The organism is Streptomyces sp. Pv4-95, assembly GCF_045782725.1.
Classification (GTDB): domain Bacteria; phylum Actinomycetota; class Actinomycetes; order Streptomycetales; family Streptomycetaceae; genus Streptomyces.
Window position 1 is genome coordinate 6,218,090 of the sequence record NZ_CP127172.1, and the last position, 20,970, is coordinate 6,239,059.

Below are 20,970 nucleotides of genomic sequence, written 5' to 3' on the forward strand. Positions count from 1 at the left end.
GGGCGGCGGGTGCGCTGCGCTCATGGGGCGTGCCCTTCTGTCGTGCGGGTCGGACCGCTGCCGTGCGGCGAGCCTTCGGCACGAGGACCGCCGGCCCGCATCGGACCGCTGCGGTGTATCCGTGCCACGCCGGGGCCCGGCTCTCCTCTCCGGGACGGCAGGGTCACCCGGTCGAATCGCTCACGCGGACCCGGCGCGCGGCCCGGCCGCTTCGCCGGAGTGCCCTGTGACCCACGTCTCACGCGCGACCGCGCGAGAAAACCGCAGGTCAGCGGGGTAAGTACGGCCTTCCTTGCTAGCGGAGGAGGGTTGATCGCGCATAGCTTCGAGGTGTTGCAGGGGGAAGCGCCGCCATCGGCCCACACCTCGCGGAAGGGAGCAGGTCCCTCAATGTCCGTCATGGAGATCATGGATGCCGCGGCGCCGACGCATGTCGCACACCGTGACAATCACACCCACCGCGATGTGAACGGTGGCTGGCTGCGCCCCGCCGTCTTCGGCGCGATGGACGGCCTGGTCTCGAACCTCGCGCTGATGACGGGTGTCGCGGGCGGCGCCGTGTCGCAGCAGACGATCATCATCACCGGCCTCGCGGGGCTGGCCGCCGGAGCGTTCTCGATGGCCGCGGGGGAGTACACCTCCGTCGCCTCGCAGCGGGAGCTGGTGCTCGCGGAGCTGGACATCGAGCGGACCGAGCTGCGCAAGCACCCCAAGGACGAGCTGGACGAGCTGGCCGCGCTGTACGAGTCGCGCGGCGTCGAGCCCGCCCTTGCCCGGCAGGTGGCCGAGCAGCTCTCGAAGGATCCCGACCAGGCGCTGGAAATTCATGCCCGCGAGGAATTGGGCATTGACCCGTCAGACCTTCCGTCGCCCACCGTCGCCGCGGTTTCTTCCTTCGGATCATTTGCTCTTGGCGCCCTTTTGCCTGTTCTTCCATACCTTTTGGGCGCTTCCGCATTGTGGCCCGCGGTGCTTCTCGCGCTGCTCGGACTGTTCGCCTGCGGGGCGGTCGTGGCGCGGGTGACGGCGCGCTCCTGGTGGTTCAGCGGTGTCCGCCAATTGGCCCTGGGTGGCGCCGCCGCAGGTGTGACGTACATCCTGGGAGCGGTGTTCGGAACCGTCGTAGGGTGACGTGTCATACGGGTGGCTGCATAATTAACGCGTTACCCAGCGGTTTCGATTTGTTGACGACCGGGCATAAGGCCCAGGCGTCGCGGGCAATGTCGCCCGACGATCGCCGCTCGTGGGATGGCGAAGAGTCCGTCCACGTCTTTGATCCACCGCTACGCCGGTGTCCGCATGCTGGAAGGCGCTATCCGCTTTTCGAGAAGCGGGTCATCCTGTAACCTGCACGAAATTTCGCGGAGGGCCAACGTCGTCCCTCGGCAATGCCTATGCCACGACGACGTTGGGAGAGCCGATGCGTTCCGCGTCCACGCACTCCGCGACCACCGGCAGCGCCAGCGCCGCCTGGTCGCCCATGGACGGGCGCCCCGCCCAGCAGGGGATGTACGACCCGCGCAACGAGCACGACGCCTGTGGCGTCGGCTTTGTGGCCACCCTCACCGGCGAGGCCAGCCACGCGTTGGTCGAGCAGGCGCTCACCGTCCTGACGAACCTGGAGCACCGCGGTGCCACCGGCTCGGAGCCCGACTCCGGCGACGGTGCCGGCATCCTCCTCCAGGTACCGGACGCGTTTCTTCGCGAGGACGTCACCTTCGAGCTTCCCGAGGCCGGCGGATACGCCGTCGGTATCGCTTTCCTGCCCTCCGATGCCCAGGATGCGGCTGCCGCCGTCTCGCGCATCGAGACGATGGCGACCGAAGAGGGCCTGAACGTCCTCGGCTGGCGTGTCGTGCCGGTGGCCCCGCAGCTGCTCGGCAACGGCGCCCGCGCCACCATGCCCGCCTTCTCCCAGCTTTTCGTCGCCGACGGTGAGAACACCGGGCTGGCCCTGGACCGCAAGGCGTTCGCGCTGCGCAAGCGCGCCGAGCGCGAGGCCGGGGTCTACTTCCCCTCGCTGTCCGCCCGGACCATCGTCTACAAGGGCATGCTGACCACCGGCCAGCTGGAGCCGTTCTTCCCGGACCTCTCCGACCGCCGCTTCGCCACCGCCATCGCGCTGGTCCACTCGCGGTTCTCCACCAACACCTTCCCGAGCTGGCCGCTGGCCCACCCGTACCGCTTCGTCGCGCACAACGGCGAGATCAACACGGTCAAGGGCAACCGCAACTGGATGCGGGCCCGCGAGTCGCAGCTCGCCTCGAAGCTCTTCGGCAACGGGGCCGACAAGGACCTTGCGCGGATCTTCCCGGTCTGCACCCCGGACGCCTCCGACTCCGCCTCCTTCGACGAGGTCCTGGAGCTGCTCCACCTCGGCGGCCGCTCGCTGCCGCACTCCGTGCTGATGATGGTCCCCGAGGCGTGGGAGAACTCCCCCTCCATGGACCCGGCCCGGCGCGCCTTCTACCAGTACCACTCCACGATGATGGAGCCCTGGGACGGCCCGGCCTGTGTCACCTTCACCGACGGCACCCAGGTCGGCGCGGTCCTCGACCGCAACGGGTTGCGCCCCGGCCGCTACTGGGTCACCGACGACGGCCTCGTCGTGCTGTCCTCCGAGGTCGGCGTCCTGGACATCGACCCGGCCAAGGTCGTCCGCAAGGGCCGCCTGCAGCCCGGCCGGATGTTCCTCGTCGACACCGCCGAGCACCGCATCATCGAGGACGACGAGATCAAGGGGCAGCTCGCCGCCGAGCACCCCTACGAGGACTGGCTGGAAGCCGGCCTGATCGACCTCGCGGACCTGCCCGAGCGTGAGCACATCGTGCACACCCACGCCTCGGTCACCCGCCGTCAGCAGACCTTCGGCTACACCGAGGAAGAGCTGCGCGTCATCCTCGCGCCGATGGCCAAGGCCGGCGCCGAGCCGATCGGCTCGATGGGCACCGACTCGCCGATCGCGGCGCTCTCGGACCGCCCCCGGCTGCTGTTCGACTACTTCACCCAGCTCTTCGCGCAGGTCACCAACCCGCCGCTGGACGCCATCCGCGAGGAGCTCGTCACCTCGCTGATCTCCTCGCTCGGCCCCCAGGGCAACGTCCTGGAGCCCACCGAGGCGTCCTGTCGCAGCGTGACCCTGCCCTTCCCGGTCATCGACAACGACGAGCTGGCCAAGCTCGTGCACATCAACGCCGACGGCGACATGCCCGGCATGAAGGCCGTGACGCTCTCCGGCCTCTACCGGGTCTCCGGCGGCGGCGAGTCGCTGGCCGCCCGGATCAAGGAGATCTGCGCCGAGGCGGACGCCGCCATCGACGACGGCGCCCGGCTGATCGTGCTCTCCGACCGCCACTCGGACGCCGAGCACGCGCCGATCCCGTCGCTGCTGCTCACCGCCGCGGTGCACCACCACCTCATCGGCACCAAGGAGCGCACCCAGGTCGGGCTGCTCGTCGAGGCCGGCGATGTGCGCGAGGTGCACCACGTCGCGCTGCTCATCGGCTTCGGTGCCGCGGCCGTCAACCCCTACCTCGCGATGGAGTCCGTCGAGGACCTCGTCCGCGCGGGCACCTTCCTGCCCGGCGTCGAGGCCGAGACCGCCATCAAGAACCTCATCAAGGCGCTCGGCAAGGGCGTCCTGAAGGTCATGTCGAAGATGGGCATCTCGACCGTCGCCTCCTACCGCGGCGCGCAGGTCTTCGAGGCCGTCGGCCTGGACGAGGACTTCGTCGCCGAGTACTTCCACGGCACCGCCACCAAGATCGGCGGCGCCGGTCTCGACATCATCGCCAAGGAGGTCGCGGCCAGGCACGCCAAGGCATACCCGGCCTCCGGCATCGCCGCCACGCACCGTGCGCTGGACATCGGCGGCGAGTACCAGTGGCGCCGCGAGGGCGAGCCGCACCTGTTCGACCCGGACACCGTCTTCCGGCTGCAGCACTCCACGCGCTCGCGCCGCTACGACATCTTCAAGCAGTACACCGAGCGGGTGAACGAGCAGTCCGAGCGGCTGATGACGCTGCGCGGCCTGTTCTCCTTCAACTCCGACCGGCCCTCGATCCCGATCGAGGAGGTCGAGTCGGCCGCCGACATCGTCAAGCGCTTCTCGACCGGCGCCATGTCGTACGGCTCCATCTCGCAGGAGGCGCACGAGACCCTCGCCATCGCCATGAACCAGTTGGGCGGCAAGTCCAACACCGGTGAGGGCGGCGAGGACCCGGACCGCCTCTACGACCCGGCGCGCCGCTCCTCGATCAAGCAGGTCGCCTCCGGCCGCTTCGGCGTGACGTCGGAGTACCTCGTCAACTCCGACGACATCCAGATCAAGATGGCGCAGGGCGCCAAGCCCGGCGAGGGCGGCCAGCTGCCCGGCCACAAGGTCTACCCCTGGGTCGCCAAGACCCGGCACTCCACTCCGGGCGTCGGCCTGATCTCGCCGCCCCCGCACCACGACATCTACTCCATCGAGGACCTCGCCCAGCTGATCCACGACCTGAAGAACGCCAACCCCCGGGCGCGTATTCACGTCAAGCTGGTCTCCGAGGTCGGTGTCGGCACCGTCGCCGCGGGTGTCTCCAAGGCGCACGCGGACGTGGTCCTCATCTCCGGCCACGACGGCGGTACGGGCGCCTCCCCGCTGACCTCCCTCAAGCACGCGGGTGGCCCCTGGGAGCTGGGCCTCGCCGAGACCCAGCAGACGCTGCTGCTCAACGGCCTGCGCGACCGCATCGTCGTGCAGACCGACGGTCAGCTCAAGACCGGCCGTGACGTCGTCATCGCCGCCCTGCTGGGCGCCGAGGAGTTCGGTTTCGCGACCGCACCGCTGGTCGTCTCCGGCTGCGTCATGATGCGCGTGTGCCACCTGGACACCTGCCCGGTCGGTATCGCCACCCAGAACCCGACGCTGCGCGAGCGGTTCAGCGGCAAGGCCGAGTACATCGTCAACTTCTTCCAGTTCATCGCCGAAGAGGTCCGCGAGCTGCTCGCCGAGCTGGGCTTCCGCACCCTCGACGAGGCCATCGGCCACGCCGAGATCCTCAACACCTCGCAGGCCGTGGACCACTGGAAGGCGCAGGGCCTGGACCTGGCCCCGCTGCTGCACGTCCCCGAGCTGACCGAGGGCGCCGTCCGCCACCAGGTCACCGTGCAGGACCACGGCCTGGAGAAGGCGCTCGACAACGAGCTGATCAAGCTCGCCGCCGACGCCCTGTCCGCGGACACCGCGGAGGCCGCGCAGCCCGTGCGGGCCCAGATCGCGATCCGGAACATCAACCGGACGGTCGGCACCATGCTCGGCCACGAGGTCACGAAGAAGTTCGGCGGTGCCGGTCTCCCCGACGACACCATCGACATCACCTTCACCGGCTCGGCCGGCCAGTCCTTCGGCGCCTTCCTGCCGCGCGGTGTCACGCTGCGCCTGGAGGGCGACGCGAACGACTACGTCGGCAAGGGCCTCTCCGGCGGCCGGGTCGTCGTCCGCCCGGACCGCGGCGCCGACCACCTCGCCGAGTACTCCACCATCGCGGGCAACACCCTCGCCTACGGCGCGACCGGCGGCGAGCTGTACCTCCGCGGCCGGGTCGGCGAGCGGTTCTGCGTCCGCAACTCCGGCGCCACGGTGGTCTCCGAGGGCGTGGGCGACCACGGCTGCGAGTACATGACCGGCGGAAACGCGGTCGTCCTCGGCGAGACGGGACGTAACTTCGCCGCCGGTATGTCCGGTGGTTTCGCCTACGTCATCGACCTCGACCGGGCCAATGTGAACAAGGAGCTCGTCGACGCCGTCCACGCGCTGGACGACACCGACAAGCAGTGGCTGCACGCCGTCGTGCGCCGCCACCAGGAGGAGACCGGCTCCACCGTGGCCGAGAAGCTCCTCGCCGACTGGGATGCCGCGGCCGCGCGCTTCAGCAAGGTCATCCCGCCCACCTACCAGGCAGTGCTCGTCGCCAAGGACGCCGCTGAGCAGGCCGGACTCTCCGAGTCCGAGACCCACGAGAAGATGATGGAGGCGGCGACCAATGGCTGACCCCAAGGGCTTCCTGAACACCGACCGCGAGGTCGCCAAGACCCGCCCCGTCGACGAGCGCGTCAAGGACTGGAACGAGGTCTACCAGCCCGGCTCCCTGCTGCCGATCATCAGCAAGCAGGCGTCGCGCTGCATGGACTGCGGTATCCCGTTCTGCCACAACGGCTGCCCGCTCGGGAACCTCATCCCCGAGTGGAACGACTACGCCTACCGCGAGGACTGGACCGAGGCCAGCGAGCGGCTGCACGCGACCAACAACTTCCCGGAGTTCACCGGTCGCCTGTGCCCCGCGCCCTGTGAGGCCGCCTGTGTGCTGGGCATCAACCAGCCGCCGGTGACCATCAAGAACGTCGAGGTCTCCATCATCGACAAGGCGTGGGACAACGGCGATGTCACCCCGCAGCCGCCCGAGCGGCTGTCCGGCAAGACCGTCGCCGTCATCGGCTCGGGCCCGGCGGGTCTCGCCGCCGCCCAGCAGCTGACCCGGGCCGGCCACACCGTCGCCGTCTACGAGCGCGCGGACCGGATCGGTGGACTGCTGCGCTACGGCATCCCCGAGTTCAAGATGGAAAAGCGCCACATCAACCGCCGCATCGAGCAGATGCGCGCGGAGGGCACCAAGTTCCGCACGGAGGTGGAGATCGGCCGCGACATCGACGCGAAGAAGCTGCGCAAGCGCTACGACGCCGTCGTCATCGCCGCCGGTGCCACGACCTCCCGCGACCTGCCGGTGCCCGGCCGCGAGCTGAACGGCATCCACTTCGCCATGGAGTACCTGCCGCTCGCCAACAAGGTGCAGGAGGGTGACCTGACCGTCGCCCCGATCAGCGCCGAGGGCAAGCACGTCGTCGTCATCGGCGGCGGCGACACCGGCGCGGACTGCGTGGGCACCGCCCACCGCCAGGGCGCGGCCTCCGTGACCCAGCTGGAGATCATGGGCAAGCCGGGCGACGAGCGGAACCCGAACCAGCCCTGGCCGACCTTCCCCATGCTCTACAAGGTCACCTCCGCGCACGAGGAGGGCGGCGAGCGGCTCTACTCCGTCTCGACCACCCACTTCGAGGGCGACGAGGACGGCAACGTCCAGTACCTGCACCTGACCGAGGTGGAGTTCAAGGACGGCAAGCCGGAGCCGAAGCCGGGCACCGAGCGGAAGATCCCGGCCCAGCTGGTCACCCTCGCGATGGGCTTCACCGGCACCGACCAGGAGAACGGACTGGTCTCCCAGTTCGGTCTGGAGCTGGACGCCCGCGGCAACATCGGCCGCGACCAGGACTACGCCACCAACGTCCCCGGCGTGTACGTCGCCGGTGACGCAGGCCGCGGCCAGTCGCTGATCGTGTGGGCCATCGCCGAGGGCCGCTCCGCGGCCAAGGGCGTGGACCGCTTCCTCACCGGAGCCAGCGCCCTGCCGGCTCCCATCAAGCCGACGGACCGCGCGTTGACCGTGTAGCCGTCCCCAGATGTCCCGTACAACGTCGTACGGAACAACCGCGGCGCCTGTCTCCTCCCCCCGACCGGAGGACAGGCGCCGCGACCTTTTCCGGGCCGGGTGTGCCTCAGGGGTGCTACGAACCGTTGCGCTGGCCGGGGAAGCGCCTGCCCAACTCCCGCGCCAGCTCCTGCGCGGGAGCCGGTACGGCCCGCGGCGGGGGAGTGCCCGGCGGCCGGAAGTCGTGCACCGGCGGGCACCACACCGACAGTTCGATGCCGCGCTCACCCAGCGGCAGCACCCACCGCGCATCGGCGTGCACCCGCAGCACCTGCGCCTCGATCAGCGTCCACGCGCCGTCGGCCGCCGTCCGTTCGTCGGACCGGCGCGCTTCCAACTGCACCGGGCAGTGCGCCAGTCGGGGCGGCCGGACCATCTCGGACGGTTCCGTCAGCGGGACCTCCGCCCCGCACGGGCCGCCGCCCGCGCCCTCCTCGGCCTCGCCGTCCGGTGGCAGATTGAAGACCACGTCCGGGCGTACCGCGAGATTGCGCGCGGTGCGGCCGCGGGCGGGCAGCCATGCGCTCACCACCGGGCCGAGTTCCCAGCGGATACGCAGTGCGGCCAGCGCGAAAGTCCCGTCGTCGTTCTCCGTGGACAGCACTGCCGACGCCACCGAACTGCTCTTCTCCAGCACGCCTTTCATGCCCATGAGGATAGAAGCAGGACGATTCGGTGCTCACCGAAGTGTTCCGACCGATTACTCTCTGCACATGAGTCAATGGGATGCCGAGCACGAAAGCATCGCGGAAACCCCCGACCTGGCCGCCCTCGCCGCGCTGCTCGCGGACCGGACCCGGGCCGCCATCTGCATGGCCCTGCTGGACGGCGGCGCCTGGTCCGCGGGAGAGCTGGCCGAGTACGCCGCGGTGGCGCCCTCCACGACCACCGAGCACCTCAACCTCCTGGTCGCCGGGGGGCTGCTGGCCGAGGAGCGGCGCGGGCGGCGCCGCTTCGTCCGGCTGGCGGGGCCCGGCACCGCGGAAGCCCTGGAGAACCTCGCGGGGCTGGCGCCCTACCGCCCGGTCCCGATCCGGTCCCTCGCCGAGGCCAACCAGCGCAGAGCGCTGCACCACGCGAGGATCTGCTACGACCACATCGCCGGCGCCCTCGGTGTCGCGATCGCCGAGGCGATGACCGAACGCGCCCTGCTGGCCCGCGACCACGGGCTCGTGCTGACCTGCGCCGGCGCCGACTGGCTGGCCGGCCTCGGGATTCCCGACGCCGGGCCGTCGGAAGCCCATCGGGCCCATGTGCGCACCTGCCTGGACTGGACCGTGCGCAGACACCACCTCTCCGGCGCGGTCGGCGCGGCACTGTGCCGGCACGCCCTGGAGCAGGAGTGGATCGTCAAGACCCCCGCCACCCGCATCCTCACCGTCACCGAGGCCGGGCAGCAGGCGTTCCGCAAGCATCTGGACCTGGACGAGGACGTGTTGTCGCAGTCCACCGCCCTGCTCGCGCCCCGCGCCTGACCAGGACGAGCGCTCCGGAGATCCGTCCCCGGGAAACGAGGTCGCTAGCGCGGGCCGTCGCCACCGTCCTGCTCGCCCTCGACGAGGCGGGCGGGGAAGCCGCCGGTGGCGATCGGGCCCCAGCGCAGCGGGGTGACGCGGATCAGTGACTTGCCCTGCTTGCGCATCGCCGCGCGGTACTCGTCCCAGTCCGGATGCTCGCCGGAGATGGTGCGGAAGTACTCGACCAGCGGTTCCACCGACTCCGGGGTGTCGATCACCTCGGCCTCACCGTCGATCTGCACCCACGGCCCGTTCCACTCGTCGGACAGCACGATGACGCTGACCGACGAGACACGGCGGGCGTTGCGGACCTTGGCCCGCTCCGGGTACGTCGACATCACCAGCCGCCCGGAGTCGTCCACCCCGCAGGTCAGCGGCGAGCCCTGCGGGGTCCCGTCGGAACGGCGGGTGAGCAGGATCGCGCGGTGGCGGGGCCGGACGAACTCCAGCAGCTCGGGCAGCTCGACGCGGGTGTTGGCGGCGATGGAAGGGCTCATGGGGCAAGCCTAGGGCGTGCAGCGCACTCCAACGCGGCGCCGGGCTCGGCGTGCGGGGGAGTCGCCGCGGGTCAGCCCGTGAGGAGCTGCTTGCCGGTGGCGGCGTCCACGACCTTGCGGTCGTCCAGCGCGCTCTTCAGCCGCACCTTCACCTTGTCGGTGGCGAGCTGCGCGGTGCACATCCCCTTCGGGTTCTTGGGCTTGCCCCAGCCGGAGATGACCACGAAGCCCTTCGACTCGTGGGTGTGCACGCCGTAGCGCGCATCGCACCCACCGTGGCCGACGGTCACCGTGATCTCCCGTACGCCGGTGTCCTTGGGGCGGTCCGCGCCCGCCAGCGGCAGCATGGTGTCGTGCCGGCCGGGGACGGCGGAGACCTTGGGCCAGTCCTGCTCTATCTGTTCCGCCCGCTTCTCGAACGGATCCTGCTTCTTCGGGGGCGCCGTGCCCACCTTCTGGGTGTCGCCGCCGCAGCCGGACAGCGCGAGCGTGCCGGCGGCCGCCATCGCGAGCACGACGGCGAACGGACGGAACGGGGAGCGGACGCGGGAGGGGGCGGCGGTACCGGCCTCGACGGGCGTCTGCTGTGCGGTGGGTCCTCGCATGACTTGCCTCCTTGGGTCACCGGTGGGACGTGGCCGGCCCGTGTCGGGTTCCGATGACCTTGGCCGTCCGCTCGATCCGCCCCGGGCGAAACCGGCGGCGCGGCCGGGCGCCGCGCCGCTGGCGTCCGCTCCATGGACTCCCTCACCCAGGTCGCGCCCCATGTCTGGCAGCTGCCGTTCGCCGTCGGGCATGTCCACGTCGTCGCGCTGCCCGCCGGCGGGTACGCGGCCGTCGACACGCCCGTCCCCGGCTCGGCCCCCGCCATCCTCGACGCGCTGGCCCGCCTGGGCGCCCGGCCCCACGATCTGCGGCAGATCGTGCTGACCCACTCCCACATCGATCACATGGGCTCGGCCGCCGACCTGGTCGAGGCCACCGGTGCCCGGGTGCTGGCGGGTGCCGCGGACGCCCCGGTCATCCGCGGCACCGCCCCCGAGCCGCAGGCGGAGCCCACCCCCGCCGAGCGTGAGCTGCACGAGCAGATCATGGAGGGCTTCGCCGCCGCAGGGCTCCCGCCGCTTCGCCACGTCGGTGTCGATGTCGAGCTGCGCGACGGCGACACCCTGGACGGCTGGCCGGAGCCGGTCCGTGTGCTGCACGTGCCGGGCCACACGCCGGGCGGTATCGCCCTGCATCTGCCCGGAAGCAGAGTGCTCTTCCCCGGCGACATCATCGGCAACGTGGGCGGACGCGCGGTGCTCGGCCCGTTCAACGTTGACCGCGCCAGGGCCGTCGCGTCCTTCCGTCGGCTGGCAGCTCTCGAGGACGTCGACACGGTCTGCGTGCCGCACGGCGAGCCGATCCTGACGGGGGCGCGGAAGGTGCTGGCCGCGGCCTCCCCCGAGGAGGACTGGCTGTGAAGGCGAGCGCCGACGTGCCCGCACCGGGGCCGGGCTCCCCGGCCGTGACGCTGCAGTTGACCGTGCGCGACCTGCTGCCCGCCGACCTCCCGGCGTGCGGCTGGTCCGGATCGCCACTCCATCTGAGGTCCGTGGCAGGGGAGTTGGAGCGCGCGCGGCAGGGCGAGGTGGACTACCTCGCGGTCTGCCCGCCGTCCGGCCTGCCGGTGGCGATCGGCGGCGTCGACTACCGGGCGCGTGCGGACGCCGGCCTCCTCTGGCAGCTCGCGGTCCTGCCCGCGCTTCAGTCCTGCGGCATCGGCACCGTCCTGATGGCCGGCGCGGAAGCGCGGATCCGCGGCTGGGGCCTGGCCCACGCCGAACTGGCCGTGGAGGACGACAACCCGCGGGCCCGCGCCCTGTACGAGCGGCTCGGTTACGTCGCGTACGGGCAGGAGGCCGAGGCGTGGGACGAGCAGGGGCCGGACGGCTCGGTGCGACGGCACGAGGCGATGTGCGTCCGGATGCGCAAGAGGCTGTGACGGGGAACTTTGGGTGGCTGTGCGGTCGGTGGAGCGGCCGACAGGTGAGCGTCGTGCGGCGAGCCACCGGACCGCTCGTCGCACGGCCGGGTCAGCCGGACTCGCGCGCCTCGATGTGGAAGGTGCCCAGGCGGTGCGGGGCCGGTTCGGTGCCGGGCTCGCGAATCAGGGTGTCGACCAGCTCGGCGATCCGGTCCGGCGGGGTGATATCGGCCCGCACGGTGGTCAGCCGCGGCCGCAGCAGCCGGCCGAGCAGCAGGTCGTCGGCGCCGACCACCGCGATCGAGGGGGCGGCGGCGCCGATGGTGTGCCCGGCGTCCTGGAGGGCCCGCATCAGCAGCATCGCGTACTCGTCGTTGTAGGCGAACACCGAGTCCAGACCGAGGTCGGGCCAGGCGGCGGCGAGCCGCGCGGCGGACTCCTCGGTGAGCGCCAGGCCGAGCGGCCGGACCTCGGTGCCGGGGTGCCGGGCGGCCGCGGCCCGGACGCCCGCCAGGCGCGGTGCGGCGAAGGCCGCAAGCCCGGGTTCGGCCGGCTCGATGACGCCTATCCGGCGCCGGCCGCGGGCCAGCAGGTGCTCACCGGCCCGCATCCCGGCTTCCCGCTGGTCCAGGACCAGGGTGTGGGCGCCCGGGGTGACCGGCGGGCCGTGGGTGAGCACGGCGGCCGTGCCCGAGCGCTTGAGGAGCGCGACGGCGCCGGCGTCCAGCGGCGGATCGTGCAGGGTCAGCACCGCCGCGGGCCGGAGTTCCGCCCAGGCGCGCGCGGCCGCCTCCGGGCAGGCGGCGGGCGCGCCGTGCAGGACGCCGGTGTAGCCGAGGCGGAGCAGCGCGGTCTGGAAACCGGCGAGGAACGCGGTGAAGAGCGGGCCGAAGGCGGGGGCGGTGTCGGCGGGAGCGGCCATCAGCACGAGACTGCCCCGGCCGGCGCGCAGACTGCGTGCGGCGGCGTGCGGTACGTACCCCAGCTCCTCGGCGGCGGCCCGGACCCGCTCCTGGGTGCGGGCGCTGACGCGTCCGGCGGCCTGCCCGTTCAGGACGTAGGAGACGGTCGCGCGGGAGACCCCGGCGCGCCGGGCAACGGCCGCGCTGGTCGGGGGTGTTGAGGTGGCCCGTGGGCCGGCTGCGTCAGTCATGTGCTGGGCATCCTCGCACAAGGGTTTGTGCGGTGGACGGCGGGTGACGCGGCCTCTGGGCGTCGGGTAGTGACACGTGTAATCTTCCGGCGTTCCCCGGTGCGGAGCCGGGGCGTGGGGCGGCCGGGGGCCGGCGACGGGAGAGAGGTACGGGCATGCAGCTGCACACCCATGAATGGGGCACGGGCGACCGGATCGCGGTGCTGGTCCACGGGATCATGTCCGATCACCGCACCTGGCGGCGGGTCGGCCCGGCGCTGGCCGAACGCGGCTACCGCGTCATCGGCGTCGACCTGCGCGGTCACGGCCGCAGCCCCCGTGGCGACTACGCCCCGGAGCTGTTCGCCGACGACCTGGTCGACACCCTGCCGTCCGGGGTGGAGGTGGCGCTCGGCCACTCACTGGGCGGTCTGGCGCTGTCGCTGGCCGCGGAGCGGCTGCGGCCGCGGCGGGCGGTCTACAGCGACCCGGCATGGTCCCTCGGTGCGTCGGGGCAGGTGGTGGACCCGGCCCTGTTCGTGTCCTTCAAGAGTGCCTCCCGCGCGATGGTGCGGCAGTTCAACCCGCGCTGGGAGGACGCCGATGTCGACATCGAGCTGGAGACGGTGGCGGCCTGGGACTCCGGTACCGCCCTCGCACTGTCCGGCACCCGTCTGGAGGACCGTACGCCCGCGCGGCCGGTCGTGCCGTCCCTGGTGCAGATCGCGGGGGAGGGGTTCCTCTTCACCGAGCCGGCGGCGGACCGGCTGACGGACCGCGGCTTCGCGGTCCGCACGGTTATCGGCGCCGGGCACACCATTCACCGCGATGACTTCGATGCCTTCATGGCGGGGCTCGCCGGCTGGGTATAGGACGCGGGGCGGGCGCGGCGGTATCGGGGATTTCTCGCCAACTGTCGTCATTCCAGGGCTGGTTGGCCGTGAGCGCGTCGCGCTGTCCGGTCAGGTGTCGCAGTCCAGCAGGGTCTTGCACAGGCCGCAACGCGCCTGCATACGGCCGCGGACCGGTACGCGGATGCGCTGGTGGCAGGTGGGGCACGGGAACGACACCCGCTGCGGCCCCGGCCCTTCGAAGGCGTACCCGTCGCCCGTGGCCTGCGCCGGGGCGCCGGGCCCCGGCGTCCGGGCCGCGCGGCGGTCCTTGCCGTAGCGGTGCCGCGCGGCCCAGCCGGCGGCGGCCAGCGGTGGCCGGCGGGCCTCCCGCCGGGCCCGTGCCTGCCCCGCCGCATACGCGTCGTACGCCTGTGGGCTGGTGAACCACGGCGCCGGGTCCTCGTCGAAGACCTGCGCGCGCTGGGCCAGCACGTAGCCGAACTCCTCCGGCGTCAGATACCCGAGCTTCTGCGAGAACGGGCCGTGCTCGCGGTAGGCGTCCAGCAGCAGCCAGCCCGCGCCGAGATAGGTGGTGGCGGTGTCCGTGAGGATCTCGTTGTCGCGGGTGCCCGGGAAGGACAGGTCCAGGCGGTGCAGCCAGACGTGGGCCACTTCGTGGGCCAGGGCCGCGCCGATGTCCTTGCGGTGGGTCTTGAAGCGCTCGTTGAGTTCGATGAAGTACTCCGGGCCCGCGGTCAGTTCGACGTTCGCGGCGTGTTCCATCTCGCGGAAGCCGACGACCACCCGGGCTTCCGGCAGCCGCAGATGCCCCACCATGACCCGGGCGATCCGCTGCGCTCCCAGGTAGAGGTCCTCGCTGTCGCCGAAGGCGACGTCGACGGGCGGCACGCTGGTCGCGTAGGTGCTCACCGTGTCATGACTCAGGCGCCGGTAGAGGGCCGTGACGGCCGCGCGCACCGTCTCGATATGGGGAAAGCCGTGCTCGATGTCCTTGCCGCCCGTTGCCACCGGGCCACTGTACGACTGACCGGGATCGACCGGTATGAGGCGTACGGGACGCCATGGGTACGGGAGTTGGCCGGATGCGTCCTCTTGTCACCCCGAACGACCACTACACATAATCAACAGTGCGCTTTACGGACTCATCCCCCACTGGGTTCGGACGCCTCGCGGCGTGCTGCCGTCTTCCACGCACTTCCTGCGGCGGCCACGTCCGGCTCCGGTGGTTGGCATGGGCTCGTCACAGACGTGCAACCCCCCACGAAAGGAAGCCCGTTGCGCAGCTACCTGAAGCACCTCACGAGAACCACCGCAGTCGGTGCGATCGCCCTGGCCGCCTTCAGCCTCCAGCCCGGCTCCGCCTTCGCCGGCCCCGCGCCCGACCCGACCGGCACCGTTGACACCAAGGTCGTCGGCGGCACCAAGGCCGAGCAGGGCGAATTCCCCTTCATGGTCCGGCTCTCGATGGGCTGTGGCGGTGCTCTCTACGCCAAGGACGTCGTGCTGACGGCGGCGCACTGCGTCGACGGCAGCGGCCCGAACACCTCCATCACCGCGACCGCGGGCGTGGTCGACCTGGAGGACTCCGCCGCGGTCACCGCCAAGTCCACCGAGGTCCTCCAGGCCCCCGGCTACAACGGCAAGGGCAAGGACTGGGCGCTGATCAAGCTCGACAAGCCGCTCGACCTGCCGACCCTGAAGATCGCCGAGGACGACAAGCTCAACAACGGCGACTTCGAGATCGCCGGCTGGGGCGCCGACAAGGAGGGCGGCGAGCAGCAGCGCTACCTCCTCAAGGCGACCGTGCCCTTCATCGATGACGCCACCTGCGAGAAGGCGTACGGCGACTCGCTGACGCCGGGCGACGAGATCTGCGCCGGGAAGCTCGACACCGGCGGCGTCGACACCTGCCAGGGCGACTCCGGCGGCCCGATGTTCCGCAAGGACGAGGCCGGCGAGTGGCTCCAGGTGGGCATCGTCTCCTGGGGCGAGGGCTGCGCACGGCCCGGCAAGCCCGGTGTCTACAGCGAGGTGAGCACCTTCGCCGCGGACATCAAGAAGGCGGCCGGGGAGCTCGGCGGCTGACCCAACGCAGTGACGGAAGGGCCCGGGGAACGCGCTCCCCGGGCCCTTTCCCGTCTCGGGGTCCCGCCCGCACCCGCGCCGTGGCCCCTCGTCCCCCGCGCACGCGTGCCTCCCTCCTGTCCCGGGCCCGTTAGTCCAACACCTGTCCCTCCTTTGTCCATAGGCGCACGCGCCACGCGGGCAGCACGCTGTCCGGCGACAGGCAGTGCAGGTGCGAAGGAGGACAGCGCGCGTGAACGAACAGACAGGTGACCGTCGCGGACCCAGCCGCCGGAAGGTCGTCGCCGCCACCACGCTCGCCGGGGTCGCCACCGCCCTCCCGCTCGGTGCGCACTCCGCCGTGGCCGCGCCCCGGGCCGGTCAGGCGGTGCTGCGCTCCGACGCACTGGAGGTACGCGTCGACACCGCCTTCCCCCGGATCGTCTCCTACACCGATCGCGGAAACGGGTCCGTCCTGCACGGCCGGCAGGCACCCGTCACCCAGGTCCTCATCGACGGCACCGCCCGCACCCCCGCCGTCCGCCACCAGGCCGGCGCCGACCGCGCCACCTACACGCTCACCTTCGACGGCGGCACCGAGATCACCGTGCAGATCGCCGTCGAGGGATGGCAGGTCACCTGGCGCGTCACCCGTATCAAGGACACGGCGGCCCTGCGCGTGGGCACCCTGGAGATCCCCGATCTCGCCCTGCTGAGCGTGCGCAGCGACCAGCCGGGCGCGACGCTGCTGGCCGCCCGCATCGACCTCGACAAGTCCAAGAGCGGTGACACGCTGGTCCAGGTCACCGCCGACACCCCCGTGGAGGCGGCGCCCACCGGATGCGCCTACGCGGTCGTCGCCACCGACGAACTGGCCGCCGCCGTCGAGACCAACACCGTCCAGGACAAGCCCGCCGGCGCCACCACCTGGGAGAACGGCCGGCTGCTGCGGCAGACCGTGCGGGGCGACGGCTGGGTCGAGGCGCAGCTGCGCTGCGGCCAGTGGACGTACCGGGCGGCCGGGCAGTCGCCGGACGCCACCGATCCGCTGCCGTACGCGACGGTGATCGTCACCCGGGACCGCAACGGCGACGGCAGGACCGACTGGCAGGACGCCGCCATCGCCCTGCGCGACATCATGGTGATGCCGCTGGGCGCCGACGAACAGCATCTGCGGGTCGTGCCGCACATCCCGTTCAACTTCGCCAGCCAGGCCACCAACCCCTTCCTCGCCACCCTCGACAACATCAAGCGGATCGCCCTGGCCACCGACGGGCTGCGGCAGTTCACCCTGCTCAAGGGCTACCAGTCCGAAGGCCACGACTCCGCGCACCCGGACTACGGGGGCAACTACAACAAGCGGGCAGGCGGGCTCGACGACCTCAACGCGCTGGTGCGGGCCGGCAAGAAGTGGCACAGCGACTTCGCGGTGCACGTGAACGCCACCGAGTCCTACCCGGTCGCGCACGCCTTCTCCGAGACGCTGGTGAACAAGGACGACGAGCAGTGGGACTGGCTCGATCAGTCCTACCGCATCGACGCCAGGCGCGACCTGGTCTCCGGCGACATCGCCCGGCGCTTCGCGCAGCTGCGAAAGGAGACCGACCCGGCGCTGAACACCCTCTACATCGATGTCTTCCGCGAGTCGGGCTGGAACTCCGACCGGCTGCAACGCCATCTGCGCGACCAGGGCTGGCAGGTCACCACCGAGTGGGGGCACGGTCTGGAGCGGTCCTCGCTGTGGTCGCACTGGGCGAACGAGCCCGACTACGGCGGCGACACCTCGCGCGGCATCAACTCCCGGCTGATCCGCTTCGTGCGCAACCATCACAAGGACGTCTTCGCCGACAAGTGGCCCACGCTGCTGGGCGCCGGGCGGATGGGCAACTTCGAGGGCTGGGTCGGCAAGACCGACTGGCACGCCTTCCACAAGATCATCTGGACGGACGCGCTGCCCGCCAAGTACCTCCAGGCCCACCCGATCAAGACCTGGGACGCACACGAGATCACCTTCGAGGGCCCCACCCGGACCGCCGTCAGCGACGCGGACGGCACCCGCAGGATCACCACCGACGGACGCCTGGTCTACGACGGCGGCACCTACCTGCTCCCGTGGCAGCCGCGCCGCGCCACCGACCCGGACAAGCTCTACCACTACAACCCCGAGGGTGGCACGACCGGTTGGGCGCTGCCCCGCGGCTGGTCCGGCACCGCCGCGGTCTACGCCTACCGCCTCACCGACCAGGGGCGCGCCGACGGGACCCGGGTGCCCGTCAACGGCGGAAAGATCACCCTGACCGCGCGTGCGGGCACCGCGTACGTCGTCCTCCGCGCCAAGGCCCCCGCCCAGGAGGACCCCCGCTGGGGCGAGGGCACCGCTCTGCACGACCCCGGCTTCCACTCGGGGACGCTCGACGGCTGGCAGGTCGGCGGCAGCGGCCCGGCCTCGGTCGAACTCAGCGACCTGGGCGACTACGAGCTGGTCGTCGGCGCGGGCGGCGCCGTCACCGTCGGCCAGCAGCTCGCCCGGCCCGAGCCGGGCAGCTACGCCGCGTCGGTACAGGTCGAGGTCGGCGCGAAGGCGGGTGAGCGGCGGCGGGCGGGACTCCAGGTACGCACCGCGGACGGCGTCACCGCGGCCAACTGGACCGAGACCTCCACCGCGGGCAACTACGTCGCCGCCGACCGCAAGTCCGGCACCCGCTTCCAGCGGCTGTTCACCTACTTCACGGTGCCCGAGGGCGGCGGCCCGGTCACCCTCACCCTCACCGCGGCGGCGGGCGCGGCACGGGTCCGGTTCGACAACGTCCGGATCGTTCCCGCGGAGCGCAGCGGCAAGAAGGGCACCCTGGTCCACGAGGACTTCGAGCACGTCCCGCAGGGCTGGGGAGTCTTCGTCAAGGGTGACGCCGGAGGGGTCACCGATCCCCGCACCCACCTCGCCCAGCGGCACGCGCCGTTCACCCAGCGCGGCTGGAACGGCAAGGCGGTCGACGACGTCATCGACGGCGGCGAGTCGCTCAAGTCGCGCGGCGAGAACACCGGGCTCGTCTACCGGACCGTGCCGCACACCGTGCGCTTCACCGCCGGCCGGCGCTACCAGGTCGGCTTCCGCTACGAGAACGAGAAGGCCGGCCAGTACGCCTGGGTCACCGCCGTCGACGCGCCGGGGACCCGCGAGCTGAGCCGCACCCCGCTGCCGGTCGCCACCCAACCGACCACGTACTCCTACGAGTTCACCGCCCCGGCCGACGGTGAGGCATGGGTGGGGCTGCGCAAGGTGGGGGACGACGGGAAGGCCGAGTTCGTGCTGGACACCTTCGAGGTGCGCGAGCTGTAGCGCGCGGAAGGGGCGGGCCCGCAGGGGCCCGCCCCTTCCTCTCCGGCCCCGGCGGCCTCAGCCCGCGCAGGGATACAGGCCCGGCGACGCCGCCCCTTCCCCTGTGAGGGGCGGTGCGCTCTCCAGCTCCCACAGCAGCAGCTCGTTCTCGCCCTCGCGCAGCACCGGGCCGGGCACGAACAGGGCACGCTGCGGTCCGACGTCCCAATACCGGCCCAGATTGAAGCCGTTGATCCAGGCGAAGCCGCGGGTCCAGCCCGGCAGCGCCAGATCGGCGTCCCCCGGGCGGCAGGTCAGCGTCAGCGTGCCCCGGTAGAACCCGGCGGCCGCCGGACCGCCGGCCGCCGGCACGGAGCGGTAGGGGATCCCGGCCCGCGCACCGGCATCCTCCAGGGCGTCCAGCCGCAGCCCGCGCGCCCGGACACCGTGCAGATACTGCCGCTCGTGCAGCAGCCCGCCGGTGATGCCCTTGGACTCCGCCAGCCGCGGGCCGTAATTGACGCGCCCCAAGGACTCCACCCACAGCTCCACCGAAGCCGGGCCCGCCACCTCCGCGACCAGTGCGTCCTCGTCGGCCGCCGCCGGCCCGCGCACCCCGTCGACCGACACGGCCGCCCGGTCCCGCAGCCCCCGCACCCGCAGCGGGTACCTGCCGCGCGGCCCCGGCACCTCGACGCGGTAGCGCACCACGCCCCGGTCCACGCCCAACTCCTCGAACGTGGCGGGGACCCCGGACGTCACCTCCGGGCCCCCGAGGATCTCCAGCACGTCCTCGGCCGGCGCCCACTCCGCCACCACCGCGGGCACCGGGGCGGCCAGCGCCCGCACCGGCTCGGGCAGCTCCGGCAGCGGCCCGTCCGCGAACTCGGCCAGCACCTCCCGGAACCGCCAGAACTTCTCCGTCGGACGGCCGCGTTCGTCGATCGGCGCCTCGTAGTCGTACGACGTGACGGTGGGTTCCAGCTCCCCGTCGTGCAGCTCACCGGCGCGGTTGGCGCCCGCCCAGCCGCCGAAGCTGGTGCCGCCGTGCGCCATGTAGAGGTTGACCGACGCACCGCACTCCAGGATCTCCCGCAGTGCCGCCGCGGCGTCCTCCGGAGGGCGCGGCACATCACGTCGCCCCCAGTGCGCGAACCAGCCGCACCAGAACTCCATGCACATCAGCGGCCCGTCCGGCTGATGCCGGCGCAGCGTCGCGAACGCCTCCCGCGCACCGGACCCGAAATTCGCCGTCGCGAGCACGCCGGGCACGGAGCCGCCGGTCAGCATGTGATCCTCGGGGCCGTCCGAGGTGAACAGCGGTACGCGCACCCCGTGGCCGCGGAGCGACTCCGCGATATGCGCCAGATACTCCGCATCGCTGCCGTACGAGCCGTACTCGTTCTCCACCTGCACCATGATCACCGGACCGCCGCCCGGACCGCCCGGCCCCGATGCCTCGGTGCACTGCCGCGCCACCACCTGCGGCAACAGCCGCGCGAACCAGGCGTCCACGGCCCGCAGATACGCCGCGTCCCGGGTCCGCACCCGACGGCCCAGCGGCCCCGTCAGCCACTCCGGCAGCCCGCCGTTCTCCCACTCCGCGCAGATGTACGGACCCGGCCGGACGATCGCCCACAGCCCCGCCGCCTGCGCCGCGTCCAGGAAGCGGCCCAACGCCTCCGGGTCGCGGAACATACCGGGCCGCGGCTCGTGCAGATTCCACGGTACGTACGTCTCCACGCAGTTCAGACCCAGCGCGCGGAGCATCGCCAGCCGGTGGCCCCACTGCGCCTCGTGCACCCGGAAGTAGTGCAGCGCACCGGACAGCAGGCGCAGCGGCCGCCCGTCCAGCATGAAGTCCCGCTCGCCCACCACGAACTGCGCCACGGATTCCCGCCTCGTTCCTCGCTGTGCTGCCGACTCGCGTACCGCGCCCGCCGGTCACACCCGTCGCGCACGCTCACCGGTCACCCTCGCCCTCTGGCGGTGCGGCGGTCCATGGACAAAGATCGGCACTGTTTGGACGGAGCGGCACGAGCGCCGCGGTGGGCCCGGCAGGTCCGCCACCGCGGGGACCACGGCGACGGGAGGC

15 protein-coding genes are annotated in these 20,970 nt (G+C 71.9%); 9 read left to right on the plus strand and 6 right to left on the minus strand.

Features of this window, described 5'->3' with window-relative positions; genetic code table 11:
• Window positions 1-399: 399 nt before the first annotated feature.
• The 3 genes from QOM21_RS27225 (at window position 400) to QOM21_RS27235 (ending at window position 7,484) form a co-directional block, all read left to right on the plus strand.
• Window positions 400-1,131, plus strand: a complete 732-nt coding sequence (locus QOM21_RS27225) for a VIT1/CCC1 transporter family protein (protein WP_407555848.1) — start codon at window positions 400-402, stop codon at window positions 1,129-1,131.
• Between the two features lie 289 nt (window positions 1,132-1,420).
• A complete protein-coding gene (gene gltB / locus QOM21_RS27230; RefSeq protein WP_407553640.1) occupies window positions 1,421-6,031 on the plus strand; it encodes a glutamate synthase large subunit in 4,611 nt (1,536 codons plus the stop codon).
• Window positions 6,024-7,484, plus strand: a complete 1,461-nt coding sequence (locus QOM21_RS27235; RefSeq protein ID WP_407553641.1) for a glutamate synthase subunit beta — start codon at window positions 6,024-6,026, stop codon at window positions 7,482-7,484. The genes gltB and QOM21_RS27235 overlap by 8 nt, the downstream gene beginning before the upstream one ends.
• Window positions 7,485-7,599: 115 nt before the next feature.
• On the opposite strand, the gene QOM21_RS27240 is transcribed toward QOM21_RS27235, so the two are convergent.
• Window positions 7,600-8,169, minus strand: a complete 570-nt coding sequence (locus QOM21_RS27240; RefSeq protein WP_407553642.1) for a hypothetical protein — start codon at window positions 8,167-8,169, stop codon at window positions 7,600-7,602.
• A 67-nt stretch (window positions 8,170-8,236) separates the two neighbouring features.
• Here QOM21_RS27240 and QOM21_RS27245 point away from each other — a divergent pair, with 67 nt between their 5' ends.
• Window positions 8,237-8,998 carry a winged helix-turn-helix domain-containing protein gene (locus tag QOM21_RS27245; RefSeq protein ID WP_407553643.1) on the plus strand — a complete coding sequence of 254 codons (762 nt, stop codon included), beginning with the start codon at window positions 8,237-8,239 and terminating at the stop codon, window positions 8,996-8,998.
• A gap of 44 nt (window positions 8,999-9,042) precedes the next feature.
• Here QOM21_RS27245 and QOM21_RS27250 read toward each other — a convergent pair whose 3' ends face one another.
• Together QOM21_RS27250 and QOM21_RS27255 are read right to left on the minus strand one after the other, a co-directional pair.
• Window positions 9,043-9,537: a PPOX class F420-dependent oxidoreductase gene (locus tag QOM21_RS27250; RefSeq protein WP_407553644.1), complete on the minus strand. Its 495-nt coding sequence runs from the start codon at window positions 9,535-9,537 to the stop codon at window positions 9,043-9,045.
• A 71-nt stretch (window positions 9,538-9,608) separates the two neighbouring features.
• Window positions 9,609-10,142, minus strand: a complete 534-nt coding sequence (locus QOM21_RS27255) for a hypothetical protein (RefSeq protein ID WP_407553645.1) — start codon at window positions 10,140-10,142, stop codon at window positions 9,609-9,611.
• A gap of 132 nt (window positions 10,143-10,274) precedes the next feature.
• Between QOM21_RS27255 and QOM21_RS27260 the strand changes: the two genes are divergently transcribed.
• Window positions 10,275-11,003: an MBL fold metallo-hydrolase gene (locus QOM21_RS27260; RefSeq protein WP_407553646.1), complete on the plus strand. Its 729-nt coding sequence runs from the start codon at window positions 10,275-10,277 to the stop codon at window positions 11,001-11,003.
• Complete coding sequence (locus QOM21_RS27265) at window positions 11,000-11,524, plus strand: GNAT family N-acetyltransferase (protein WP_407553647.1); 525 nt, start codon at window positions 11,000-11,002, stop codon at window positions 11,522-11,524. The genes QOM21_RS27260 and QOM21_RS27265 overlap by 4 nt, the downstream gene beginning before the upstream one ends.
• Window positions 11,525-11,615: 91 nt before the next feature.
• On the opposite strand, the gene QOM21_RS27270 is transcribed toward QOM21_RS27265, so the two are convergent.
• Window positions 11,616-12,659: a LacI family DNA-binding transcriptional regulator gene (locus tag QOM21_RS27270; RefSeq protein WP_407553648.1), complete on the minus strand. Its 1,044-nt coding sequence runs from the start codon at window positions 12,657-12,659 to the stop codon at window positions 11,616-11,618.
• 155 nt (window positions 12,660-12,814) lie between these two features.
• Between QOM21_RS27270 and QOM21_RS27275 the strand changes: the two genes are divergently transcribed.
• Entirely contained in the window at window positions 12,815-13,510 is a 696-nt protein-coding gene (locus QOM21_RS27275; RefSeq protein ID WP_407553649.1) for an alpha/beta fold hydrolase, read from the plus strand.
• 90 nt (window positions 13,511-13,600) lie between these two features.
• Here the strand turns inward: QOM21_RS27275 and QOM21_RS27280 are convergent, their stop codons facing one another.
• On the minus strand, window positions 13,601-14,500 hold the full coding sequence (locus QOM21_RS27280) for a hypothetical protein (protein WP_407553650.1): 900 nt from the start codon (window positions 14,498-14,500) through the stop codon (window positions 13,601-13,603).
• Between the two features lie 267 nt (window positions 14,501-14,767).
• On the opposite strand from QOM21_RS27280, the gene QOM21_RS27285 reads away from it, so the two are divergent.
• Both QOM21_RS27285 and QOM21_RS27290 read left to right on the plus strand, forming a co-directional pair.
• Window positions 14,768-15,577, plus strand: coding sequence for a S1 family peptidase (locus QOM21_RS27285; protein WP_407553651.1), 810 nt, complete (start codon window positions 14,768-14,770; stop codon window positions 15,575-15,577).
• 232 nt (window positions 15,578-15,809) lie between these two features.
• Window positions 15,810-18,896, plus strand: coding sequence for an endo-alpha-N-acetylgalactosaminidase family protein (locus tag QOM21_RS27290; protein WP_407553652.1), 3,087 nt, complete (start codon window positions 15,810-15,812; stop codon window positions 18,894-18,896).
• 57 nt (window positions 18,897-18,953) lie between these two features.
• Here QOM21_RS27290 and QOM21_RS27295 read toward each other — a convergent pair whose 3' ends face one another.
• Window positions 18,954-20,765, minus strand: a complete 1,812-nt coding sequence (locus tag QOM21_RS27295; protein ID WP_407553653.1) for a beta-galactosidase — start codon at window positions 20,763-20,765, stop codon at window positions 18,954-18,956.
• Window positions 20,766-20,970 lie beyond the last annotated feature (205 nt).

Bases quoted from the DNA above. Each gene is read 5' to 3' on its own strand.
- QOM21_RS27225 (WP_407555848.1), top strand. From the start codon at position 400: ATGGAGATCATGGATGCCGCGGCGCCGACGCATGTCGCACACCGTGAC.
- gltB (WP_407553640.1), top strand. From the start codon at position 1,421: ATGCGTTCCGCGTCCACGCACTCCGCGACCACCGGCAGCGCCAGCGCC.
- QOM21_RS27235 (WP_407553641.1), top strand. From the start codon at position 6,024: ATGGCTGACCCCAAGGGCTTCCTGAACACCGACCGCGAGGTCGCCAAG.
- QOM21_RS27240 (WP_407553642.1), bottom strand. From the start codon at position 8,169: ATGAAAGGCGTGCTGGAGAAGAGCAGTTCGGTGGCGTCGGCAGTGCTG.
- QOM21_RS27245 (WP_407553643.1), top strand. From the start codon at position 8,237: ATGAGTCAATGGGATGCCGAGCACGAAAGCATCGCGGAAACCCCCGAC.
- QOM21_RS27250 (WP_407553644.1), bottom strand. From the start codon at position 9,537: ATGAGCCCTTCCATCGCCGCCAACACCCGCGTCGAGCTGCCCGAGCTG.
- QOM21_RS27255 (WP_407553645.1), bottom strand. From the start codon at position 10,142: ATGCGAGGACCCACCGCACAGCAGACGCCCGTCGAGGCCGGTACCGCC.
- QOM21_RS27260 (WP_407553646.1), top strand. From the start codon at position 10,275: ATGGACTCCCTCACCCAGGTCGCGCCCCATGTCTGGCAGCTGCCGTTC.
- QOM21_RS27270 (WP_407553648.1), bottom strand. From the start codon at position 12,659: ATGACTGACGCAGCCGGCCCACGGGCCACCTCAACACCCCCGACCAGC.
- QOM21_RS27275 (WP_407553649.1), top strand. From the start codon at position 12,815: ATGCAGCTGCACACCCATGAATGGGGCACGGGCGACCGGATCGCGGTG.